This window comes from Actinotignum sp. UMB0459 (genome assembly GCF_051905915.1).
In the GTDB taxonomy this organism is placed as follows: Bacteria; Actinomycetota; Actinomycetes; order Actinomycetales; family Actinomycetaceae; genus Actinotignum; species Actinotignum sanguinis.
Map to the genome: position 1 here is coordinate 81,840 of NZ_JBQAIK010000008.1, position 21,725 is coordinate 103,564.

A 21,725-nucleotide genomic window follows, 5' to 3' on the forward strand; every position below is an offset into this window, starting at 1 on the left:
TTCATCCGAGGGAAATAGGACACCGCCACCCTACGAAGCGCGGGTTAACGCCCGGCCAAGTGAATGTGACTGGAAAGTGAGCGCCGGGTGGCCGGGGCCGGCGGGAAGCCGCGAGCGCGCCGGCCCTTGGCCGGAGCTGGCGCGCAACCGGCCACCCGCCGTTCCAGCTATTCGACCGTCACCGATTTAGCCAGGTTGCGCGGTTTATCCACGTCATAGCCGCGCACCGCCGCCATCTCCGAGGCGAAGATCTGCAGGGGGATCACGGTGACGAGCGGCATCATGAGGGTGGGCGTGCCGCGGGGTGCCCAGAATACCGAGGTGGCGAAATCGCGCACGGCGTCGTCGCCCTCCTCCGCAACCACAATGGTTCGTGCCCCGCGCGAACGGACCTCTTGCAGATTCGAGAGCGTTTTCGCGTGCAACTCGGGGCGGCGCGGGGTCGGGACGATCACGAAAATAGGCAGATCTTCGGTCACGAGCGCAATGGGGCCGTGCTTGAGTTCCCCAGCGGCGAAACCTTCGGCGTGCACGTAGGCAATTTCTTTGAGTTTGAGGGCGCCTTCGAGCGCGATGGGGAAGCCGACGTGCCGGCCGAGGAAAAGCACCGAGTTTTCGCCCTTGAGCTCGCGGGCCAGGGCGCGGATCTGCGGTTCCTGGGCGAGCATTTTTTCCATGCGCGCCGGCATGCGTTCGAGTTCGTCGAGGTAGCCGGTGATTTCATCGCGGAATTTATTGCCGCGAATCTGGGACAGGTAGAGTCCAAGCAGGTAGGAGGCGGTGATTTGGGCAACGAAGGCCTTGGTGGAAGCCACCGCAATTTCGGGGCCGGCGTGGGTGTAAAGCACCGCGTCGGATTCGCGCGCGATGGTCGAGCCGTACGTGTTCACGATGGCAAGGACTTTCGAGCCCTGCTCGCGCGCGTGGCGCACCGCCATAATCGTGTCCATCGTTTCCCCGGATTGCGAGATCGCGACGACGAGCGTCTTCTCCCCCACCACCGGGTCGCGGTAGCGGAATTCGGAGGCGAGCTCCACCTCCACCGGGATACGGCACCAATGCTCAATGGCGTAGCGGGCCACCTGCCCAGCATAAGAAGCGGTACCCGCGGCAATAACAATAATTTTATCGATGGTGCGCAGCACAGATTCACTAATGCGCATCTCGTCCAATTGAAGAGAATCGTTGACCACGCGCCCGCGTAGCGTATCGGCGACGGCGCGCGGCTGCTCGTGGATCTCTTTGTCCATGAAAGTGGCGTATCCACCCTTGACCGCTGCCGAAGCATCCCAATCCACCGTAAATTCCCGGCCCGCGCGCGGCGAGCCGTCAAAACCGAGGAGGCGCACCGTATCCGCGCTGATTTCCACCACGGTATCTTGGGGCACTTCCAGAGCGCGCTGGGTTTCGGAGATAAAAGCGGCCACATCGCTGCCCAGGTAGTTCTCCCCTTCTCCCAGGCCGATCACCAGCGGGGAATTACGCCGGGCCGCCACCACGGTATCGGGGCGGTCGCGGTCGATAGCAACAAGGGTGAAGGAGCCGTCAATAATATTCGCGGTGGCGAGCATGGCGCGGAAGAGGGCCGAGCCTGAATCTGTGGCGCCGGTGGTGGGCTCCGCGGCCGTCGCCTCTACCGCGGCCGTCGCCTCTACCGCGGCCGTCGCCTCTACCGCGGCCAGCTGCTGGGCGAGGATATGCGCCGCGATTTCCGAATCGGTATCGGAGATGGGAGTGATACCGTCCGCCGCGAGCGCCTGGGCGAGTTCGCGGTAGTTTTCGATAATTCCGTTATGGACGATAGCAACCCGCCCGTCAAAAGAGACATGGGGATGGGCGTTGGTATCGGAGGGCGAACCGTGAGTGGCCCAACGGGTGTGCCCGATGGCCACCTGCGCGGGTGGCAAGGGAGTATCGCTAAGGGCGTGGCGCAGGTTATCGAGGCGCCCGGCACGCTTGACCGCACGCAGGCCTTCCGGCCCCGCCACCGCTACCCCGGCCGAGTCGTAGCCGCGGTATTCCAGGCGGGCTAAGCCTTCGAGGACCACCTGAAGGGCGCGCTGTGTACCGCTGTTTGTTCTTCCCTGTTCTGCTCGCGAGCGCGGGCCCGCGTACCCAACAATTCCGCACATGGAAGTTAAAGTACTGCGCCGGTGGCTCCAAGAAAAGAGCCAACACCCTTAAAAGCCGCATATTTGCGCAGGTCAGACAAATTTAGTTACGGGCATCCGGAAACTTGCTCGCCAACGCCGCTGCAGCGCGTACGAGGCGCGTACAAACCTGGTTTCTGAGTACCACCACACACACGCCGTGTAACTCACTTCACAAATAGTTGTCAGACTTAAAGTCCATAAAACGCTTGCACCTGGGCGTAGACCTCCTAGAATGTTCACAACAAGGACCGGTCATCTTGTAGACGGAGTACCCCAACCCAGTTGGGAGCATCGGCAGCGCTGCCGATGCTAGGTGCTCCACATATAGCAATCCATCGAAAGTGAAGACTGGTGAAACGGTTATATAGATTCATATCATGCGCAAGCGCGTTCCTGCTCGCCTTGCCAGCCGGGGGCACGCTCGTCGCGCACGCGGCGGAGGAGGCCGAGGGAGCAGCCCCGATTCATAAATACTCCTTCAATACCGACCTCGCGGATTCTGCGGGCCAACGCAATCCAGATCAGGCACAGGCGCCGCTGGTGGCCGGCGTATCCGGCACAGCCCTGCGGGTCGAAAACGGTAAGGGCCTGAGCTTTTCCCAGCCGATCTCGATTGGTGAGAACGACCCGTGGTCGGTGAGCTACTGGGTGCGCTCGGATGCCGCGCCGCGTGAGCGCTCATCAGTCCTCATGGATAAAGAGAAGAATTTTTCTTTTGATCTCAAATTAGCTGCCGGCCGCCAAGCTGGATTCCATGTAGGTCAGCGAAGCGGTGATGTTCTCACCTTCAAATACGATTTTTCCGGTGGCACCTGGTATCACGTCGCGTGGACGCAGTCGAAATCCGCTGGCATGACGATGTATGTCAACGGGCAAGCCGTTGATACAAATGCCTGGACGAAGAACCACCGCGCCCTCATCCCAGCGGACATCATTGGTGGAACGGGTTTCACCGGCGCCATTGATGAACTGGCGGTTTACAACTCTGCGCTGAGCGCGGCTGATGTGAAGGCCCTTTATGACAAGGAGCGGCCGCAGAATTCCGGCCAAGAAAATCCAGATCCGGGTAAGCCGGTTCCAGATCAGCCGGATCAAGATGAACCTGCGCAAGCTCAGCTACCGCTGCGCAATACCATTCCCGAATACAAACTTAGTGCCGATAACGTGAGCACCGTTATGCGCCAGCCGGGTGGTAACCGCCAGTACTTGGGCCAACCCGATGTGGTTCAAACGAAAACGGGGCGCTTGATCTCCGCTTTCCCGGCCGGGCACGGTAAAGGCCCGCTGGTCATGATGGTCTCTGATGACCAGGGAGCCACCTGGACAGAGAAAACCGATACCCCGAAGTCGTGGACCGGTTCGCAGGAGACTCCCACGCTGTATTCCCTGATCCGGGAGGACGGCTCGGAGCGCCTCGTGCTCATCACCGCTAACCCGGGCTGGGGCGTTGATAATGCCGGCAATCGTTACGGGTGGAATACCTCCTATTCGGATGACAATGGCGAGACGTGGAGCGAATACAAGAATTTCCACCCGGTACGTCAGCACGACGGGAAGGACAACGCCGCGATTGTGGCCATGGCATCACTGGTGCAGCTGCGTGACGACGCAGGTCAGCCGATTCAAAAATGGATGGGCGTGTACCACGACTACAGTTTCGTCAATTACAAGACCTACCTGACCTTCGAGAACGGTGTTGAGAAGTGGTCTGATCCGGTTCCTTATCTTGCGGAATACCGGGATATTGAAAAGTCCCATCAGATGTGTGAGATCGGAATGTTCCGTTCTCCCGATGGCAAGCAAATCGTGGGTTTGGCGCGCAGCCAGTCCCACGCACATCTCCCCACGATGATTGTGTCGAAGGATGAGGGGAAGACGTGGTCACAGCCGGTCGAGCTTCCCGGTTCCCTCGCCGGAGAACGGCATAAGCCGACATATGATCCCGTTTCGGGCCGCGTGGTGGTTCCGATGCGGGAAATCCGCTACGACCTCAACGGGAACGGGCGCCACGATGGGGCTAGTGACTGGAAAGCCGGCAACTGGGTGGCCTGGGTCGGTACTTTTGATGATTTGATGAACCAGCGTGCAGGGCAGTATCGCATTCTCCTGGAGCGGGACTGGTCGAATAACCGTTACGGCGGGGATACCGGATATACGGGTGTCACAACGCTGCCCGATGGCACGTTTATCATGCATTCCTACGGTCACTGGGATAAAGACTTTTCACATTCGTGGAAGGGAACAGCCGGGCGCGGGTACGATGTACGCACCGATCTTGCGTATATCAAGCAAGCGAAATTCACCCTGGCTGGGTTTGAGCAATCAGCAGGGATTGCGCAACCCGATCCGAAACCTGTTCCTTCAGTAACGACGACGCCTACCGAGAAACCGGCACCTTCGGCACAGCCTGTTCCCTCGGCTACGCCCACTCCCCCGGTGCCGCCAACGCCTACGGCTCAGCCGACGCCGACAGTGAAGCCAGCTCCTACAGAAAAGCCGGATCCAACGGTGCAGCCGACTCCCACGGTGTCCCCTGACCCGACTCCGGCGCCTGACCCGACTCTGGTGCCTAGCCCGAGCGCAACTGATGTTCCGGAAAAACCGGGTAACACCGGTAATACGTTCTACCTGTCCAATGATTGGAAGTCCGGGGCAGCCGAGCCGGCCTTCTCCTACGGGCGAGCCGGTGACGAAGTCCTGGCCGGGGATTGGAATGGTGATGGTCAGCAAACCTTGGCTGTCCGCCGCGGCAACCAGATCTACATCAAGAACAGCCTCGCCGGTGGAATCGCAGATGAGGTGATCTCCTTCGGGCGCGCTGATGACACTATCGCGGTCGGTGACTGGGATGGCGATGGTAAGGATACCTTCGCTGTCCGGCGCGGCAACCAGATCTTCGTTCTCAACTCGATTCGTTCGGGTGCAGCTGATGCAACCGTGAGCTTCGGGCGCGACGGCGATACCTTGGTCAGCGGTGATTTTGACGGTGACGGGAAGGTCAGCTTCGCGGTCCAGCGTGGCAATCAGTTCTTCGTGACTAACTCGCTCACGGGCGGTAAGGCTGAGATGAGCTTCTCCTATGGCCGGATCGGTGACCGAGTCTTGGTAGGTGACTGGGATGGCGATGGCGTGGATACCTTCGCGGTGCACCGCGGCAACCAGGTATTCCTAGCAAACTCACTCAAGAGCGGCAATGCTGATGTGGCGCTGGCGTACGGAAATCCCGGCGACCAGCTGCTCGTGGGCGATTGGGATGGTGATGGCGTTGATACGCCAATGCTCCGCCAATGATCTATCGCTGACACAACACTGTTAGCAGCCCGTTAACAACTAGCTCCTTGTGCGGGATGCTGGCCCACCGGCCGGTATCCCACCCATGACAAACGGAAGGGGAGGCCCCGGATTATCCGGGGTCTCCCCTTCCCTCACGTTCAGCTAGAAACAAAGTGGACGTGGCTGACAGTTTTCCGCTAATTTTCTGTTCCTGACGCACACTTGACGGCCCGAACGGTCCGGAATGCACTGTGAGACTTGTGCGTAGCTGATCTGGGATCGGCTGGCCGGGAGCCCAGCTGCGCCGCAATTAACTGTCGAGCTAGCCCCGGTCCTCTTGAGAGTGCGGATCTGAGTGCGCATCAGGCTGCCCCGCGGCGTCGGGCTCGGCACGCGGCGGAATAAAGTTAACGCGGTGCGGCCTGAATTCAAAACCACCCGGCTTTACCGTAATAATCGGACTGGTGTCCTCCGGTAAACCGAGCCGCTTGCGGCGCTCGGCCGCTCTGCGCCGAGCTATCTCCCGCCGCTCTATGCGGGTTTCTATGATGAGTTCCTGAAGTGCTTTCTTGGCTTTCAGAGCGGCTTCTCTCTCCTCCGCTATGGTCAAGCCGGATTTCCACTGCCGTATCCCGATCACCTCAATAATCGCGACCGCGGTAGCCACACCACCACAGATGAGTGCCTGCCGAGAGTCCCACGTCAGTGCGAGCGCGACAAGAAAATAGACCCCTGCGAAGAATGCAATCCGGCTCAGCGGAGGAAGCCATCCTCCCGGGTGGGGGTGATGGTACCTTTGCTGTTGCCACAGGTGCGGGATAGTCGAAAGAAACTCAACAGCCACGGTGCTCAGCACAACAATGAGCAGCAGAGCGAAAAAATTCACCTGATGAGAGAGGAACAACCTGCTCAGCGCCAGCGCAATCACAATACCTATCGCGGTCAGCGTGCCGACAATGAGGTGCCCGCTCCATGACCGGTGGAAAGGCACCGGCGTCCAATCCGGATCCGGAGAAACACGAACCATAGCTATCCCTTCACTCGACGCATGTGCAAAGTGTGCGCGACGGACAGTTTTCCGCTAATTTTCTGTTCCTGACGCACACTTGACGGCCCGAACGGTCCGGAATGCACACCCTGTCCAGATTCAAAACTTGCGCCCGCTCCTCGCCGCGTTCCGTCACAACCAAACTGCCACCTATTGGCGCCTCAATTTAGGCTCCAAGCATTACATCAGCATTTCTTTCACACGCCATTAGCTAGTCGCCCCTGGAGGCTTGTTTTGCCTCACCCTCAATCTCCTTGATCGCTCTAAGATAGTCTTTCTCAACCGGAGATAGAGTCTGAGTTTGGAATTTGCGGTACTCGCTGATCGCTTTATCCACGGCTTGCTGGTGACTGATCTTTCCAGCGCCACAGAGCACTGGTTTGCCGGTAGCGGCCAAAAGTTTGTCGAGATGCTCGACATAGTCGGCCATACGCATCGGATTGTGGCTCATTGCCTGGACTTCAGCGAAATCAAAATAACCCGACACCAACCTGTTCAAGATTTTAAGCTCATCTTCACTCAGGTAATTCTTCGCGATTTTGACCTCGGATAATATCGGCAAGTCACCTTTGAACGTAGTTAGCCCCATGAACGGCTGAGTGGCATCAGCACGTTCATAGATCACCTCAGCAGCAGTGTGCCCATGCACAGCGTAATGAAGTTTGTTTTGCACCATTTTAAAAAACGCAACTGACTCAGCACTACGCGGGTCATAATCAACACTCGTGGCCTACAGGTCAAGCACTTGCCGGTACATCACCTTTTCTGACGAGCGAATGTCCCGAATGCGCTCCAGCAGCTCACGCCAGTAGGCGCCACCACCAAAGTTTTTCAACCGCTGATCATCAAGAACAAAGCCCTTGACCAGATACTCTTTCAGCCGCTCAGTTGCCCACCTGCGAAACTTGGTTGCCGTCTTGGATTTCACCCGGTAACCCAACGAAATAATCATGTCGAGGTTGTAGTGGGCGACCAGGTAGCGTTTACCGTCAGCGGCAGTTGTTCGGAATTTCCGAACAACTGATTCTTCGTCCAGTTCACCTTCTTCGAAAATATGCTTGATGTGCTCACTGAGATTGGATTTCGAGGACTGAAACAACTCTGCCATCTGTGCTTGAGTCAACCAGACTGTTTCCCCTTCGAGGCGCACCTCAATATCAGCAGCGCTATCAGGGTTGTAGTAGATCAACACCTGCCCAACATCCGCCTGAGCATCGAATCCTTCTTCGTTTGGAACGCTATCCATCACACCCCCGTAGAACGTTTATGCAACATGTTGAACACAAGTGTATGCAAAAACGTGGTGGGGCCGGCCCGAGAGAGCCAGCCCCACCACGTACTACGCTGCCGCCGAATCGCGGCGCTACTAGTTGCCGCAAAAACGGCGCTGCCTAGGTGATGTTACTTTTCCACCACGGCGAGCACGTCACGCGCGGAGAGGATGATGAATTCATCCCCGCCGTACTTGACTTCGGTGCCTCCGTAGCGGGAGTACACCACAACGTCCCCCACCTTGACATCCATGGGGACGCGGTTGCCCTTGTCATCAATACGACCCGGACCCACCGCCAGCACGGTGCCCTCCTGGGGCTTTTCCGAAGCGGTATCGGGAACGATCAGACCGGAAGCGGTGGTCGTTTCTGCTTCTGCCTGGCGGATAACAACGCGATCCTCAAGCGGCTTAATGGAGACCGACATGCGGCTCCTCCTTACTTCTCAACTCGTGCACTACAAACGCGCTCAGAACCGGGACCCGCCGTCGCGGGGGCCGGGCCCGCACTAAGCACAAGCCGTAGCATGAACTACGTCCGCTATTAAAGGTAAGCCGCACTTAGCACTCAGTCAAGGTGAGTGCTAAGGATTTGCGAAAAGCGAAGTTTCTCGCACGCGCGCTTAGTTCACCTCATCAGGGTGAGAGCTCACCCGCCCGGCTTCCCCGGCATCCAGCCCGGCAATCGCCCGCATTTCCGCGGCACTGAGCTCAAAATCGAAGATATCGATATTCTCTTCCATGCGCGCCCGGTGGGTGGTTTTCGGGAAAACGATATGCCCACTTTGCAGATGCCAGCGCAGCGTCACCTGCGCGGCCGTTTTCCCGTACGCGCGAGCCGCGGCCGCAATCGGCCCCAGCTCATCAAGCCCGTACTTGGACTGCCCCAGCGGCCCCCACGCCTCGATCTTGATGTCGCGCGCGGCGCAATACTGGGAAACGTCGCGTTGCTGGAAACGCGGGTGCAGCTCAACTTGGTTCACGACCGGTACGACGCCGCCATCGGCCAGGATGCGATTGAGATGCGCAGGTTGGAAATTGGATACGCCCACCGAACGAACCAGCCCGGCCTCCCGGAAGCTCACCAGATCTTTCCATGCCTCCCCGTACAGTCCCTGCTGGGGTGCCGGCCAGTGAATGAGATAGAGATCCACGTAATCAAGCCCGAGCTTGTCCAAAGATTGCGCCAGCGCGGCCGGAGCATCGGCCTGCCGGTCATTCCACAGCTTCGTGGTGATAAACAGCTCCTCGCGCGGGATACCGGAGGCCGCAAGCGCGCGCCCCACCTCAGCTTCATTGCCGTAAATGGCTGCGGTGTCAATATGCCGATACCCGGTGGCCAGCGCCTCGCTCACCACGCGCTGCGCCTCCTGCGGCTCCACCAGGAAAACGCCGAAGCCGAGCTGCGGGATGGTGTGTCCGTCGTTCAATGTCAATGTCGGAATATTAGCCATATCACATAGTGTGCCAGGTGCGGGCTGGTCTGGCCAGGTTTCACCTCCCAAGCACGTTAGGTTCCACCTCCCCGGGCACGCTAGGCTAGGAGCGTGGAACAGCTCGACGTCGCCCACTGGCTCACCTCCCCCGCCGGGCAGGCCCTCCTGGCCACCATGCCGGCCCACAACGTGGCCGACGCTTTCAAACTTTCCACTGAGCTGCGTGAACGCGGCCTGAGCCCCGCGCAAAGCTCCGCTGTTCTCACTCAGACCCGCTTGCGTGATGCCGCCCGCGCAAAATTCGGGGAACGTGCCGCGCGCATGTTCTTCACCGACGCCGGCCTCCAGCAATCCACCCGTGCCAGCGTGGCCCGCCAGCACGCCTCGGTCTTCCAGCGTGCCGGGGTCACCTCCGTGCTCGATTTCGGGTGCGGGATCGGGGCGGATTGCCAAGCTTTTGTGGACGGCGGCTTAACCGCTCTGGGAGTGGAGCGCGACCCGGTCACCGCTCATTTCGCGCAGGCTAATGCCGGCTGCGCCGTCGTACCAACAGATGGGTACGCCCTGCTGGAGCAGTACGACAACCGGGAGGGGCTGTGGTTGGATCCGGCGCGGCGTGATGCGCGGGGGAAGCGGATTTCACACCCGGAACACTGGCAGCCGGCTCTTAGTGACGCTATTGCGCTCGCGCGGGAGTTTCGGGTCACCGGTATTAAGCTCGGGCCCGGGATTCGCTACGCGGATTTGCCCGCCGATGCGTTTGTCGATTGGGTGAGCGTGGACGGGGACCTCGTGGAGGCGGTGGCGTGGTTTGGTACGCGCGATCCGGGGCGCGGCGCCACGATCCTCACCGAAAAGGCCGGGCAGCACCGCGGCACCACTTCCGCCACTTCCGCCAGCCCCGCTCCCGGGAACTTGGTCGGCTACTACCGCACCTGGCGCGGGGATCCGAGCCAGTCGGCCGCTCCCCTGCCGGCCCGCCCTCTGGATGCCTACCTGTATGAGCCGGATCCGGCGCTCATGCGCGCCGGGGGCCTCGACCAGGTGTGTAGCGATTTTGATTTAGCTCCGATTTCGCCCGGGCTCGCGTATCTAAGTGGCGACGCCGTCGCCTCCCCGCTCCTCGCCCGTTTCAAAATACTGGACGTGCTCCCGCTGCACGCCAAAACCGTGGCTGCCGAGCTGCGCAAACGCGGCGTGGTGCGGGCCGAAATCAAAAAACGCGGAACCGATATTGACCCGGCGCTCTTCCGCAAACAACTCCAGCTGCACAAGAACGCCGGGGAGGCCGAGGCCACCGTGATCCTCACCCGGATCCTCGGCGAGCATCGGGCTATCGTGGCCGAACGCGAAGGCTGGTAAAAAGTTAGAAAGCTACCAAGTCGAGGGGCATATTCGTGTCCACCGTAATATCGAGGGCCGACGGCGCCCGCCCGCTCACCGCCACACTGTAACCGAGGGCCGCAATCATGGCGCCATTATCGGTGCAGTAGCGCAGTGCCGGGATACGCACGGTGATCCCGCGTTCGGCTCCGCGCTGGGCGGCCAGTTCCCGCAGCCGGGAATTTGCGGAGAATCCTCCACCCACCACCAGGGTGTCACAGCCTTTATCTTCGCAGGCGCGCAGGGCTTTATCGGTGAGAGTATCGGTAATCGCTTCGGTGAATCCAGCGGCAATATCGGGAACATTGACCTCTTCGCCGCGTTCCTCCAGGCCCTCGATATAGCGAGCCACCGCGGTTTTCAGGCCGGAGAAGGAGAAATCATAACGATGGCGAGCTTTGTTCTTCCCGCCTTCCAGGCCGCGCGGGAAACGGATGGCATCGCGGTTACCGGTACGCGAGAGCCGGTCAATATGCGGGCCGCCCGGGTAGGGCAGGCCGAGGAGGCGCCCCACTTTATCGAAAGCTTCGCCGGCGGCATCATCCAGCGTGCCACCCAGCTCGGTGACATCTCCGGCAATATCACGCACGTGCAGAATCGACGAATGCCCACCGGAAACAACCAGGCCAATAAAGCTCTCCGGGAAAGGCCCGCTGGCCAGCTGGTCCACCGCCAGGTGCCCGATAATATGATTAACTCCGTACAGCGGAATGTCCAGCGCCAAGGCCAGGGATTTCGCCGCGGATACCCCCACGGTGAGCGATCCGATAAGTCCCGGGCCGGCGGTCACCGCAATGGCATCCAGGTCGCGCAGCCCCACACCTGCTTTCTCCAGGGCGGCATTCAAGGTGGGGACCATTTGCTGGAGGTGAGCACGCGAAGCAATCTCGGGAATAATGCCGCCGTAACGGGCATATTCATCCATTGAGGTGGCGGTGACATCCGCCAGCAATTCGCCGTCACGTACGATGCCGATCCCCGTTTCATCGCACGAGGTTTCGATTCCCAAAACTGTTGTACTCACGCCCGCTAATCTTACTCCTTTAACGCTTATTCCTCACTGGCATCGGGGTCCGCTCTCATCCGCATCGTTGGTAGCGATGGGCGAGAAGTTATCCACAAAATCGCCACGCGCTACCCTTTTCCACAGGGAAATAGCTAGCTCTTTTTTGTGTCTCTATGCCATGCGAGAATGGCGGAGAAGGACGGGGATAACCACCCGGAACTATAGGAGTAAGGGAGTGACAGATATGACTGCGCAGCCGGACCGTTTGTATTTTCCGGACCGTGTTTACAACTCACTGGAGGAGGTTCTCGAGCGCAAGGAAGAAATCTTGCGTGAGGTCAGAATGACCCGGGAAGAATTCGACCTCCGGGCCGATAATTACCAGCTCGGTCCAAAAGAAACTCACGCCTACATTGAGATGGAAGGCCTAGATTACTTTGAGGAGATGTACCGTGGTGAGCGAACACTTGGATGAGCGAACCAATGAGTTCGCCTCGCATCTACAGCTGATTGGGGAGCTGATCGATCCCGGTTTTTCATTGGTAAAACAAGAAGGCACAAAGGGAACCCTTCCGTCAAAAAGACTGTTGGGAAGTATTTACGTTGATCGTTTCCTCATTGTCCGTTTCGATTACGTGGTTTTCCTCGATCCAGAGGCCGGTCTTCTTACTGTTAATCAGTCAACGTTCTCGGTGATCCGTGGGAAAGATGGAAAAGAGCCCTTGGTGCGCTGGGATTATATTCGCTCACCACGCTCGAATATCCCCTGCGCGCATATCCAGGTACATGCCCATCGTGATGAATGGACACATGCTTTGCTCCTGGGCGGCCACCACTCCCGGCGCTCGCGCCGGCGCATCAAGAACGAAGCACGCACTCCCCGTATTGCCGATGTCCACTTCCCGGTAGGCGGGCGCAGGTTCCGGCCCTGCCTGGAAGAAATCCTCCTCTTCGTTATCGACGAGTTCGGGGTGGCATGCACACCCGAAGCCCGCGCAACACTCGAACAAGGCATGCGGAAATGGGAGGAGAGCCAGGTGCGGGCCGTGGTGCGTCATAACCGTACCATCGCACTCCAAGCCCTCGAAGCGTAACCACCCGCACTTGAGTCAGGAATTCAGTTCTCTGGCGCGATAAAAGCCCAGGATTATACGCCAATACGAATCCCACCACGCCGCAACGAGCTAACTCAGAGCTTGCTCAGTTAGTGCTCATACCTCACCGGCATCGGGAGCCGCGCTCTCACCGCCGCCGGCTTGCTCACCAACACCGGTTTCTGCATGGCCGCGCAGCGCGCACCGCATAATCGTGGCATCCGCCCCGTGGTAGTAGCCCGGGCGCCGCCCCACTGCGATAAAGCCGCGCGAAGCGTAGAGCCCGGTGGCAATCGGGTCCTCCGAACGCACTTCCAGGAACATGGTTTCCCCACCGGCATCACGCGCGAGCGTCATGAGGTCATCCAAGAGCGCGCCGCCCAGGCCCTGCCCGCGCACCGCCCCCGCGACCGCGAGGGTGAGAATTTCGGATTCCACTCCCAGGCTCACCCCACCGGCTGCCAGGATAGGAGGATGCATATCATCTAGCGCATTAATGGAAGGAACGGAATTGCACACCTCAGTTACCTCCCGCGGAGGCTCCACCGTGTAGAGCAGATACACTTCACTGCTGGCCCGCAGCGCCTGTTCCCAGGCTCCACGCGGCCAGGATTCTCGCGTTCCAAATTGCGCCGCATCGAAACGCGCCAGGTCGCGCGCCCAGCTCGCATCAGCTACCACCCGCCGCACCGGCAGATCGCGCCAATGCCGCGGCATATTGGCCGTCATCGTCCGCGCCTAGCTGCCCAGGTAACCGCTGCCCGCCGGCTGGGCCACCCCCTGCGCGATATCGGGGCGCCGCAAATACTGCGGTTCGGTATCGAGCACCTCACCCGCGGCAAGCTTCGCCGCCGCGCGCGCCACCATGAGCTCCGGTTCGCATTCCACCACGTGTGCCCCGCTCAGTTCCGGATACATATCCTCATGGGAAACGACGACGCTCGTATGTTCGCCGCGCAATTCCGGCACCTCGGCCGGGCGGATAATCCGGGGGCCGTCCACCACGCGCAGCGCGCCACTGAGTGCCTTACCGCAGGCAGCCGCCTCCGAGGTCGCACCAGACACTGCGCCAGCACCCGCTTCCGGAGCACCCGCGACCGCTTCGGCTGCCAACACGTAAAGTTCCTTACGCCGGGCATCAATCACCGCGAGGGCGCGGGCAGCACCCTCGCGCAGCGCACCCATGGCCCGCACTTCCAGAGATGAGACGCCGTATAGCGGAACATCCCAGGCAAAGGCAAGAGTACGGGCAGTCACGAGACCGGCGCGCAACCCGGTGAATGCTCCGGGCCCGGTTCCCGCCACGATAGCGTCCGCGCGGTCCACCCCGGCTGCCTTCAGCACTGCGGCAACCATCGGGGTGAGGGTTTCCGCATGGTGGCGCGAATCCGCAGAAACTTCGCGGGCCAAGGTGGCGATGTTCCCGGTGGCGCCGTCGTTCCCGAAACGATCCACGCGACCCAGGCCCACCACGGACAGATCGCTGGTATCAATGGTCAAAATATTCATAAAGCATTCTCCTGGTGGTACGAGGCGAGCAAGTCGGCAGCGAGCTGGCGCGAACGCGGGCCGGAGGCACGCAGCGTGAGGGTGCGCGGCGAATCAACGTACAGGTCAAGCACATCGCTACCCGCTTCCGAGCCAACGGGCCGATCAATATCTATATCGAGGCGGTCATTGGTGAGGACTTCAGTTTTGCCCTCGCCCCATTCCACCACGGTGGCGGATTCTTCCAGGGAGGAATCCAGGTCCAGGGCGTCCAGTTCTTCCAGGGAGGTGAGGCGGTAAGCATCCACGTGGACGAGGTCGGGACCGCCCGCCCGCGCGCGGTGCACATTGGCAATAACGAAGGTCGGGGAAGTTACGCGCCCGCCCACGTTCATCCCTTCCGCGATCCCGCGGGTCATTGTGGTTTTCCCGGCGCCCAGCGGCCCGTTGAGCATGATGAGGTCGCCGCCGCGCAGGAGCTTTCCGAGGACACGGCCCACCGCGTGCATCGCATCGGCGTCCGCAATAAGGATCTTCTCAGTCACCGTGCTATTCTACGTCGCTTCGCAGCCGCGGGCGTAGGCCACCCTAAGCCACAGGGCACCGTAAGTAACGCGCTTATTCCTCGGGCGCGTGCCTATTTCACGTAGACGCGCGGGACCCGGGCCGCAACCCTGGTAATAATCTCATAAGAAATCGTGCCGCCGGCCAGCGCCCATTGCGCGGCGCTCACTTCCCCACGGGCCGGATCCCCGAACAGCACCACCGGGGTGCCGGCCGGCAGCGGCCCGTCCAGGCGTACCACAAACTGATCCATGCATACCCGCCCGGTCATGGGCGCGCGCTGGGCGGTGGCCCCCTCCCCGACCGTGACGTAGCCCTTATTTGATAGTGCCCGCGGAACACCATCGGCGTATCCCAGCGGTACGACGCCGAGCACGGCCCCGTCCTCAACAACGGCCGTGTGCCCGTAGGAAACGCCGGCGCGGTGGGAGAGCTGGCGGGTGGTAAGCAGCTCAGATTCTAGGCGCATGGCGGGGCGCAGCCCGAGGTCGGAGGCCAGGGTGCGGCGCGGTTCGGGACTGAGTCCGTAAAGAATAATGCCGGGGCGCACCATATCGTAGCGGGCTCCCGGGTGCCAGAGAACCCCGCTGGAGGCAGCCAGGTGAGCCAGGCGCGGGGCCAGGCCGGCGCTTGCGGCGAAGCGGCGGGCTTCGTCGAAAGCGGTGATTTGGCTGGCGGTGGCATCGCTTTCCGGGTCGTCCGCGCAGGCCAGGTGGCTCCAGATGCCAACAACCTTGAGGCGGCCGGCTTGTTCGTGGCCGGCCAGCAGCTGCGCGGCCGCCGGGATATCCTCCACATTGAAACCTTCGCGGCTCATCCCGCTATCCACACTCAAGTGGACCCGCGCCGTGCGGCCGGTAGCCGCAGCTGCCCGCGCCACCGCCTCGATCATCCAGGTATCCCCCACCGAGAGTTCAATTCCGGCTTTCAGCGCGGGGGTGAGGTCGCTATCGGGGGTATAGATCCATGAGAAAACCGGGGGCAGGGCCGGGTGGCCGGCCAGCGCTTCACCTTCCGCGGGTAGCTCCCCCCATTCCCGCACCAGCTCGAGTGCTTCGGCAAGCTGGGCAACCCCGAGGTAGTCCGCTCCCGCGCGCGCGAAGGCGCGCGCGGCGGGAAGCAACCCGTGGCCGTACGCATCTCCTTTAATAACCGCCATGATTTTCTGGCCCGTGAGATGAGCCCGTACCCGGGTGAGGTTCTGTTCGAGCGCACCCAGGCTGATGGTAGCTCGAGAGGTGAAAACTGCGGGATCAAGGCTAAGCATGTGTTCTTCCTGTTGGAGAGCGGAACGGGCCGGGGTGGAAAGGTGCGGGGCGCGGATGTGCCTGTATTCTACGCGCCCCCGGCCAGGATCTGGCCGATGACCTCCGGAATGCGCGCGGCAATCTGAGCTGCGGTGATGGGCCGGCCTGGCAGCGGCGCGGGTTCTCCGAGGGCGCTGGTACCCACCGCCCCGAAAGGAGTTCCGGCCGCGAGCGCAGCGGCGCGGGCATGCATATGCAGGGCGGCGGCCGCGATGCGGGCAGCTGCCCCGGGGGCAAGGGCGCTCGCCCCGGGCCCGTCGGGAGCAGCACCGGTGGGTTCCGCGTGCTGCGCAAACCCAGCGTGCTGTTCACTCCCAACGTGCTGCGCGAGCAGGGCACCGATCAGCCCGGCTAGAACATCTCCGGCGCCGGCCACGGCGCGCCACCCGGGCGCCCCGCCCTGGGCATAACACGGTCCGCTCGGGCTGGCCACCACATCGACGGCGCCCTTGAGCACCACCGTCGCTCCCATTCGGGCCGCGAGCGCCTGCGCCGCCGCCACCGGGCAAGATTCAATCACCGCGCGGCTGAAAGGAGTGCCATCTGCGCTACGAAGATCCAGTTGAGCGGCCAGCGTGGCCGCTTCCCCGGCGTGCGGAGTGAGCACCACGTGTTCGCCGAGCTCCTTGCCCTCACGCCACACCATATGGCCAAGCTCGGGCAGAGCCCCGGCATCCACCACCACCGGGGATTCATTTTTCAACGCCGCCCGCAGCAGGGCCGGCGCCCCCGGAGGATCACCCGAACCAACCGTGAGGGCCTGGATCTGCCCCGCAGCAGCCACCACTTCCGGATGCTCGGCGATGACCAGCTCCGCTACCGCACTCTCGCCGAGGTACCGTACCATCCCGGGTCCCGCTGCCAGCGCCGCCGTCGTCGTTAATAACCCCGCACCCGGATACTGCACGGAACCGGCCACAACTCCCACCACGCCGCGGGTGTATTTGTGGTCATCCGCGCCCGGTACCCGCCACAGGTCCGCCGCATCGGCATCGCCCAGTTGCAGTACGGCCGGCTCGCCCAGGTACGGACCGAAACCGAGCTCCACCACCTCGACGCGCCCCGCGGCCCGCCGCGCCGGCTCCAGCACCAAACCTGCTTTGGCCGCACCCATGGTTACGGTGAGGTGGGCGGAGAGGTACGGGCCGGGGAGGGCGCCGTCGTCCACCCCGATACCCGACGGAGTATCCACCGCCACCACGAGCGGCTCCACCGGGCTGGCCAAACGCTCGGTCTCCAGCGCACTCAGCACCGATGCCAGGGGTTCGCGGGCCGCCCCGCGCGCCCCGATGCCGAGCAAGCCGTCCACCCAGACAGCGCTGCGCCGCGCAACACCCACCGCCTGCGCCGCGCTCGCCTCGCGGATGAGGCTCCCGCCGGCCCGCTCGAGAGCCGCCGCTCCCTCCCGGTGATACGCCGCCAGCGGCGCCACCGCCACCACGGCTGCCCCGCGCCGCGCCAGATACGCGCCAGCGTAGAGGGCATCCCCACCGTTATTACCCGCCCCGGCGAAAATAGCGATGCGGGTCCCGCTCACACGAATGGAACGCCTGCGCAACTCCCAGATAACTGCATTCGCGAGCGCCCGGGCCGCCCGCGCCATAAGCGGCTCACCGGCCGCCAGCAGTGGTTCTTCCGCGGCTCGCACGGTCGCGGCATCATAGGTACGCAACATACTGGTATCGTAACGCGCGCAGCGCCCCCGGAACCGGGTCGCGCAGCCGGACCGCCGAAACGGGGCGCGCAACCGGACCGCCGAAACGGGGCGCGCAACCGGGCCGCGCAACCGCGCGCCCAACTAGTAGGCTGGCCCCATGGAGTCCAACCGTCACCTCGTCACGTTCACGCACGACGAATGGAGCGCCCTTGCTAAAAACGCGCCCCTCCCCCTCACGCACACCGATGTGCGCCACCTAAAAGCTCTTGGCGACCCGATTGACCTAGCCGAAGCGGACGCTATTTACCGCCCGCTGTCCGCGTTGCTGCAAATGTACGCCCAGGAAATCGGCGATCTCCACCGCAAAACTTCCGATTTTTTGGGCTTGCGGGAACAGCGCACGCCTTTTGTGATCGGGATTGCCGGGTCGGTTGCGGTAGGGAAATCGACGACGGCGCGTCTGCTCCAAGAGCTCCTGCGCCGCTGGCCCTACACTCCCCGCGTGGATCTGGTGACCACCGACGGCTTCCTCTACCCCAATGCGGTGCTGGCCGAACGTGGCCTCATGGACCGCAAAGGCTTCCCGGAATCCTATGATCACGCCGCCCTTCTCGATTTTCTGCGGCGGGTCAAATCCGGGGAAGAGCGCGTGGAAGTTCCCCGCTACGACCACGTGATTTACGATATTGTGCCCGGCCAGCACCAGGTGGTGGCCCACCCGGATATTCTCATCCTGGAAGGGCTTAATGTGCTCCAGCCGCCGCTGCTTGCCGCAGGTGGGCGCACCGGGGCCGGAAAACTATCCGGCTGCCCGGCCGGTTCTCCAGCCGGTTCTCCGGCGCGCCTCACCCCCACGGATCCTGCTTTCTACACCGGGAACCTCACCGCGGTCTCCGATTTCTTCGACGTCTCGATTTACGTAGATGCCTCCCCCGAGGATCTAGAAACCTGGTATCTCTCGCGTATTTTCAAATTGCGCGACGTCGCCTTTAACCTGCCCGGCGCCTATTTCCACCAATTCGCCCATATGCCGGACGAAGAATTGCGGGCCCGTTCCCTCGAGATCTGGAACGCCATCAACCTTCCCAATCTGTTGGAAAATATCCAGCCCACCCGTGAGCGCGCCGATATCATGCTCTGCAAGGGTGCCGACCACCGGGTGCAGCGCATTCACTTGCGTAAGTTATAGCGCGAGGTTCGTGGCCACCACGTCTGCGAGTTCGTGGGCCACGGCGTCCGCTTCTTCCTGGGTGGCAGCCTCAACCATGACCCGCACCAGCGGCTCGGTGCCCGAGGGACGCAGCAGCACCCGGCCCGTCTCCCCCAAGCGTTCCTCGGCCTCACGGACCGCGCGCTGGACCTGCTCGTTTGTGGAGGCCGCGGCTTTATCCACATTCGGCACATTGACGAGAATCTGCGGGAGGCGGGTAACCACGCTGGCGAGTTCGCGCAGGCTGCGCCCGGATGCCGCAACTTGCTGGGCGAGGAGCAGGCTGGTGAGTGAGCCATCGCCGGTGGTGGCTTTTTCGAGAGAAATGACGTGGCCGGATTGTTCGCCGCCCAGGCTGTAGCCCCCGCGGCGCATCTCCTCAAGGACATAGCGGTCCCCCACCCCGGTTTGGACCGTGCGCACGCCGTGCTCCTTCATGGCGAGCAGCAGGCCCAGGTTGGACATGACCGTAACGACGAGGGTGTTCTGCGCGAGTTTGCCGGCGTCCTTGAGAGCAAGAGCGAGGATCGCCATGATTTGGTCGCCGTCCACGAGTTTGCCTTCGTGATCGACCGCCAGGCAGCGGTCCGCGTCGCCATCAAAAGCCACCCCGAAATCGGCACCGTTATCCACGACGGCGCGCTGAAGAGCCTCCGGGTGGGTGGAGCCGCAGCCGTCGTTGATGTTGTAGCCGGAAGGATCAGCGTTAATAACAATAACCTTCGCTCCGGCGCGGCGCAGCGCCTCGGGGGCGATAGCGGAGGTGGCACCGTTCGCGCAATCCGTGACGATAGTGAGACCGTCCAGGCGGGTGGTAATCGCCGTGGTGAGGTGGTCGAGGTAGAGCCGATCCCCGAATTCCGCGGTATCGCTAATACGGCCAATACCGGCGCCGGTGGGGCGGCCCCAATCCGTGCCGAGGAGTTCTTCGATTTCGTCCTCGAGGCTGTCCTCGAGTTTGAAGCCGCCCTTGGCGAAGAATTTAATGCCGTTGTCCTGCATGGGGTTGTGGGACGCGGAGATCATCACGCCCAGGTCATAGCCACCTTCCGCGGTGAGGAAAGCGATACCGGGGGTGGGGATAACATCCACATGTTCCACATCCACCCCGGCCCCAGCTAGCCCGGCAGCCACGGCCTGCGAGAGCATCCCGCCCGAGACACGAGAATCCTGGCCAATAACCGCACGCGGTCGGCCTTCCCCATCGAATTCGCGGGTGAGAACCCGAGCTGCGGCTTCACCCAATTTCACCGCGAGATCCGCCGTGAGAGCGCGGTTTGCGAGTCCGCGAACGCCGTCTGTTCCAAAAAGTCGTGGCATTGCTCAGCCTTTCGCTGGGGCGCGGCCAGGCCGCGCCGTGTTGTTCTTCCCTCATATTCTGACCTCGCCCGCGGCGGCGGCCGCTATGGACAGCCCGGCGTGGAGCCGATAGTTACTGCCGGCTGCTGCTGGCACCGCGGGTGCGCTGTGTTCTACTGTAACGCGCGCGGCCGGCTGGCGGAAAAAGGAACGCGGAGTGGACGGTTGAATGCAGCCGAGCACAGGATGCAACCCCACGACAACACCCACCACACAATGCAACCCCACGACATGTAATCCAATTAATTATGTAGCTAGAGTTGCATTATGTGTCTAGGAGAATCGCTAGAGCCCGCGCGCCAGTAGGGAGCATAAGCACCCACGCCACATGCAACAAGGGAGGCCCCGGATCGGGACCTCCCTTGTAAGACGCGAGCGCGGCGCCCAGCTAGGGGCATAGCGCCACAGCTTAACGCTTGGAGAACTGCGAAGCCTTGCGGGCCTTCTTCAGGCCGGCCTTCTTGCGTTCCACCGCGCGAGCATCGCGGGTGAGGTAGCCGGCCTTCTTGAGGGCCGGGCGATTCGCTTCGCGGTCAATTTCATTGAGGGCGCGGGCGATGCCAAGACGCAGCGCACCGGCCTGGCCGGACGTGCCGCCGCCGTTGATACGGGCGATGACGTCGAAACGGCCTTCGAGATCAAGCAGGGTGAAGGGGGACTTCACGAGCTGCTGATGGAGCTTATTGGGGAAGTAATCGGCCAGGTCTCGACCGTTTACCTTCCATTCCCCCGAGCCGGGGACGAGCCGGACGCGGGCAACGGCTTCCTTGCGGCGGCCGAGTGCCTGACCCGGGACAGCGGCGGATACACCCTGACCAACCTTAGCGGTTTCGGTCTCCGTGGTGTAGGAGCCGCTGAACTCCTCCTCCACCTGGGTGTCAACATGAGTTTCTGACATTGATGTAAATCCTGTTCCGAAAAAAGCGGCCGAACGCGACTCGCTTATTGGGCGATCTTCTTCAGCTCGTAAGGTTCGGGCTTCTGAGCTCCGTGCGGATGCTCAGCGCCGGCGAAAACCTTCAGCTTCTTCAGCTGCTGGCGTCCGAGAGACGTGTGCGGAAGCATGCCGCGCACCGCCTTAATAACGGCCTGCTCGGGATTCGAGGCAAGGAGTTCGGCGTACGAGGTAGCCTTGAGGCCCCCCGGGTAACCGGAATGCCGGTAAGCCATCTTCTGCGTTGCCTTGCTTCCCGTGAGGGTCACCTTGCTCGCATTCGTGATAATAACGAAATCGCCGGTATCCATGTGAGGAGCAAAATTCGGTTTGTGCTTCCCACGGAGCAGGGCGGCAACCTGAGCTGCCAAGCGCCCGAGGACAACATCGGTGGCGTCAATGATGTACCACTTCTTCTCAATGTCGCCGGGCTTAGGAGTGTACGTGCGCACGTGCGTAGCCTTCGTTTCTGATATTGGTTCCGAACATCCGCCGTGGTGGCGGGCGAAACCGTAACGGTCAAAAGTTAGATGTGCCCTTCAC

At 61.8% G+C, this 21,725-nt stretch carries 18 protein-coding genes and 1 pseudogene; 5 read left to right on the top strand and 14 right to left on the bottom strand.

The features are described from left to right. Positions 1 to 167: 167 nt before the first annotated feature. Positions 168 to 2,132, bottom strand: a complete 1,965-nt coding sequence (glmS, locus tag ACTFPK_RS02035) for a glutamine--fructose-6-phosphate transaminase (isomerizing) (protein WP_274778480.1) — start codon at positions 2,130 to 2,132, stop codon at positions 168 to 170. Between the two features lie 372 nt (positions 2,133 to 2,504). Here glmS and ACTFPK_RS02040 point away from each other — a divergent pair, with 372 nt between their 5' ends. After that, entirely contained in the window at positions 2,505 to 5,444 is a 2,940-nt protein-coding gene (locus ACTFPK_RS02040; RefSeq protein WP_274733302.1) for a LamG-like jellyroll fold domain-containing protein, read from the top strand. 304 nt (positions 5,445 to 5,748) lie between these two features. Here the strand turns inward: ACTFPK_RS02040 and ACTFPK_RS02045 are convergent, their stop codons facing one another. The 4 genes and pseudogenes from ACTFPK_RS02045 to ACTFPK_RS02060 form a co-directional block, all read right to left on the bottom strand. Then, positions 5,749 to 6,453, bottom strand: coding sequence for a hypothetical protein (locus ACTFPK_RS02045; RefSeq protein WP_274778481.1), 705 nt, complete (start codon positions 6,451 to 6,453; stop codon positions 5,749 to 5,751). A gap of 232 nt (positions 6,454 to 6,685) precedes the next feature. After that, positions 6,686 to 7,720 (bottom strand): annotated as a pseudogene (locus tag ACTFPK_RS02050) (virulence RhuM family protein). Between the two features lie 155 nt (positions 7,721 to 7,875). Further along, complete coding sequence (gene groES, locus ACTFPK_RS02055; protein WP_016443059.1) at positions 7,876 to 8,172, bottom strand: co-chaperone GroES; 297 nt, start codon at positions 8,170 to 8,172, stop codon at positions 7,876 to 7,878. Positions 8,173 to 8,367: 195 nt separating this feature from the next. Beyond that, positions 8,368 to 9,198 (bottom strand): aldo/keto reductase, encoded by an 831-nt coding sequence (locus tag ACTFPK_RS02060; protein WP_274733306.1) that lies wholly within the window; start codon positions 9,196 to 9,198, stop codon positions 8,368 to 8,370. A gap of 93 nt (positions 9,199 to 9,291) precedes the next feature. Here ACTFPK_RS02060 and ACTFPK_RS02065 point away from each other — a divergent pair, with 93 nt between their 5' ends. Then, entirely contained in the window at positions 9,292 to 10,542 is a 1,251-nt protein-coding gene (locus ACTFPK_RS02065; RefSeq protein ID WP_274733307.1) for a class I SAM-dependent methyltransferase, read from the top strand. A 4-nt stretch (positions 10,543 to 10,546) separates the two neighbouring features. Here the strand turns inward: ACTFPK_RS02065 and tsaD are convergent, their stop codons facing one another. Further along, complete coding sequence (gene tsaD, locus ACTFPK_RS02070) at positions 10,547 to 11,587, bottom strand: tRNA (adenosine(37)-N6)-threonylcarbamoyltransferase complex transferase subunit TsaD (RefSeq protein ID WP_274733308.1); 1,041 nt, start codon at positions 11,585 to 11,587, stop codon at positions 10,547 to 10,549. A gap of 226 nt (positions 11,588 to 11,813) precedes the next feature. Here tsaD and ACTFPK_RS02075 point away from each other — a divergent pair, with 226 nt between their 5' ends. Together ACTFPK_RS02075 and ACTFPK_RS02080 are read left to right on the top strand one after the other, a co-directional pair. After that, a complete protein-coding gene (locus ACTFPK_RS02075; protein WP_150867983.1) occupies positions 11,814 to 12,044 on the top strand; it encodes a hypothetical protein in 231 nt (76 codons plus the stop codon). Next, complete coding sequence (locus ACTFPK_RS02080) at positions 12,025 to 12,663, top strand: hypothetical protein (RefSeq protein WP_316992464.1); 639 nt, start codon at positions 12,025 to 12,027, stop codon at positions 12,661 to 12,663. Before ACTFPK_RS02075 ends, ACTFPK_RS02080 begins: the two co-directional genes overlap by 20 nt. A 117-nt stretch (positions 12,664 to 12,780) precedes the next feature. On the opposite strand, the gene ACTFPK_RS02085 is transcribed toward ACTFPK_RS02080, so the two are convergent. The 5 genes from ACTFPK_RS02085 to ACTFPK_RS02105 form a co-directional block, all read right to left on the bottom strand. Beyond that, entirely contained in the window at positions 12,781 to 13,392 is a 612-nt protein-coding gene (locus ACTFPK_RS02085) for a GNAT family N-acetyltransferase (RefSeq protein WP_439910968.1), read from the bottom strand. Between the two features lie 9 nt (positions 13,393 to 13,401). Beyond that, positions 13,402 to 14,172 carry a tRNA (adenosine(37)-N6)-threonylcarbamoyltransferase complex dimerization subunit type 1 TsaB gene (gene tsaB, locus ACTFPK_RS02090; protein ID WP_439910969.1) on the bottom strand — a complete coding sequence of 257 codons (771 nt, stop codon included), beginning with the start codon at positions 14,170 to 14,172 and terminating at the stop codon, positions 13,402 to 13,404. Next, the gene (gene tsaE / locus ACTFPK_RS02095) at positions 14,169 to 14,696 is read right to left on the bottom strand and encodes a tRNA (adenosine(37)-N6)-threonylcarbamoyltransferase complex ATPase subunit type 1 TsaE (RefSeq protein WP_284898126.1); all 528 of its coding nucleotides are present in this window, start codon (positions 14,694 to 14,696) and stop codon (positions 14,169 to 14,171) included. Before tsaE ends, tsaB begins: the two co-directional genes overlap by 4 nt. A 92-nt stretch (positions 14,697 to 14,788) precedes the next feature. After that, positions 14,789 to 15,982: an alanine racemase gene (gene alr, locus ACTFPK_RS02100; protein WP_439910970.1), complete on the bottom strand. Its 1,194-nt coding sequence runs from the start codon at positions 15,980 to 15,982 to the stop codon at positions 14,789 to 14,791. 68 nt (positions 15,983 to 16,050) lie between these two features. Further along, the gene (locus ACTFPK_RS02105; protein ID WP_439910971.1) at positions 16,051 to 17,697 is read right to left on the bottom strand and encodes a bifunctional ADP-dependent NAD(P)H-hydrate dehydratase/NAD(P)H-hydrate epimerase; all 1,647 of its coding nucleotides are present in this window, start codon (positions 17,695 to 17,697) and stop codon (positions 16,051 to 16,053) included. A gap of 139 nt (positions 17,698 to 17,836) precedes the next feature. Between ACTFPK_RS02105 and coaA the strand changes: the two genes are divergently transcribed. Then, positions 17,837 to 18,868 carry a type I pantothenate kinase gene (coaA, locus tag ACTFPK_RS02110; protein ID WP_126134704.1) on the top strand — a complete coding sequence of 344 codons (1,032 nt, stop codon included), beginning with the start codon at positions 17,837 to 17,839 and terminating at the stop codon, positions 18,866 to 18,868. Here coaA and glmM read toward each other — a convergent pair. The 3 genes from glmM to rplM all read right to left on the bottom strand — a co-directional run bounded on the left by glmM (position 18,863) and on the right by rplM (position 21,634). Further along, positions 18,863 to 20,209 carry a phosphoglucosamine mutase gene (gene glmM / locus ACTFPK_RS02115; RefSeq protein ID WP_016443069.1) on the bottom strand — a complete coding sequence of 449 codons (1,347 nt, stop codon included), beginning with the start codon at positions 20,207 to 20,209 and terminating at the stop codon, positions 18,863 to 18,865. The genes coaA and glmM overlap by 6 nt on opposite strands. A 448-nt stretch (positions 20,210 to 20,657) precedes the next feature. Further along, positions 20,658 to 21,146, bottom strand: a complete 489-nt coding sequence (rpsI, locus tag ACTFPK_RS02120; protein ID WP_126134702.1) for a 30S ribosomal protein S9 — start codon at positions 21,144 to 21,146, stop codon at positions 20,658 to 20,660. 44 nt (positions 21,147 to 21,190) lie between these two features. Beyond that, a complete protein-coding gene (rplM, locus tag ACTFPK_RS02125) occupies positions 21,191 to 21,634 on the bottom strand; it encodes a 50S ribosomal protein L13 (RefSeq protein ID WP_087070545.1) in 444 nt (147 codons plus the stop codon). Positions 21,635 to 21,725: the final 91 nt, after the last annotated feature.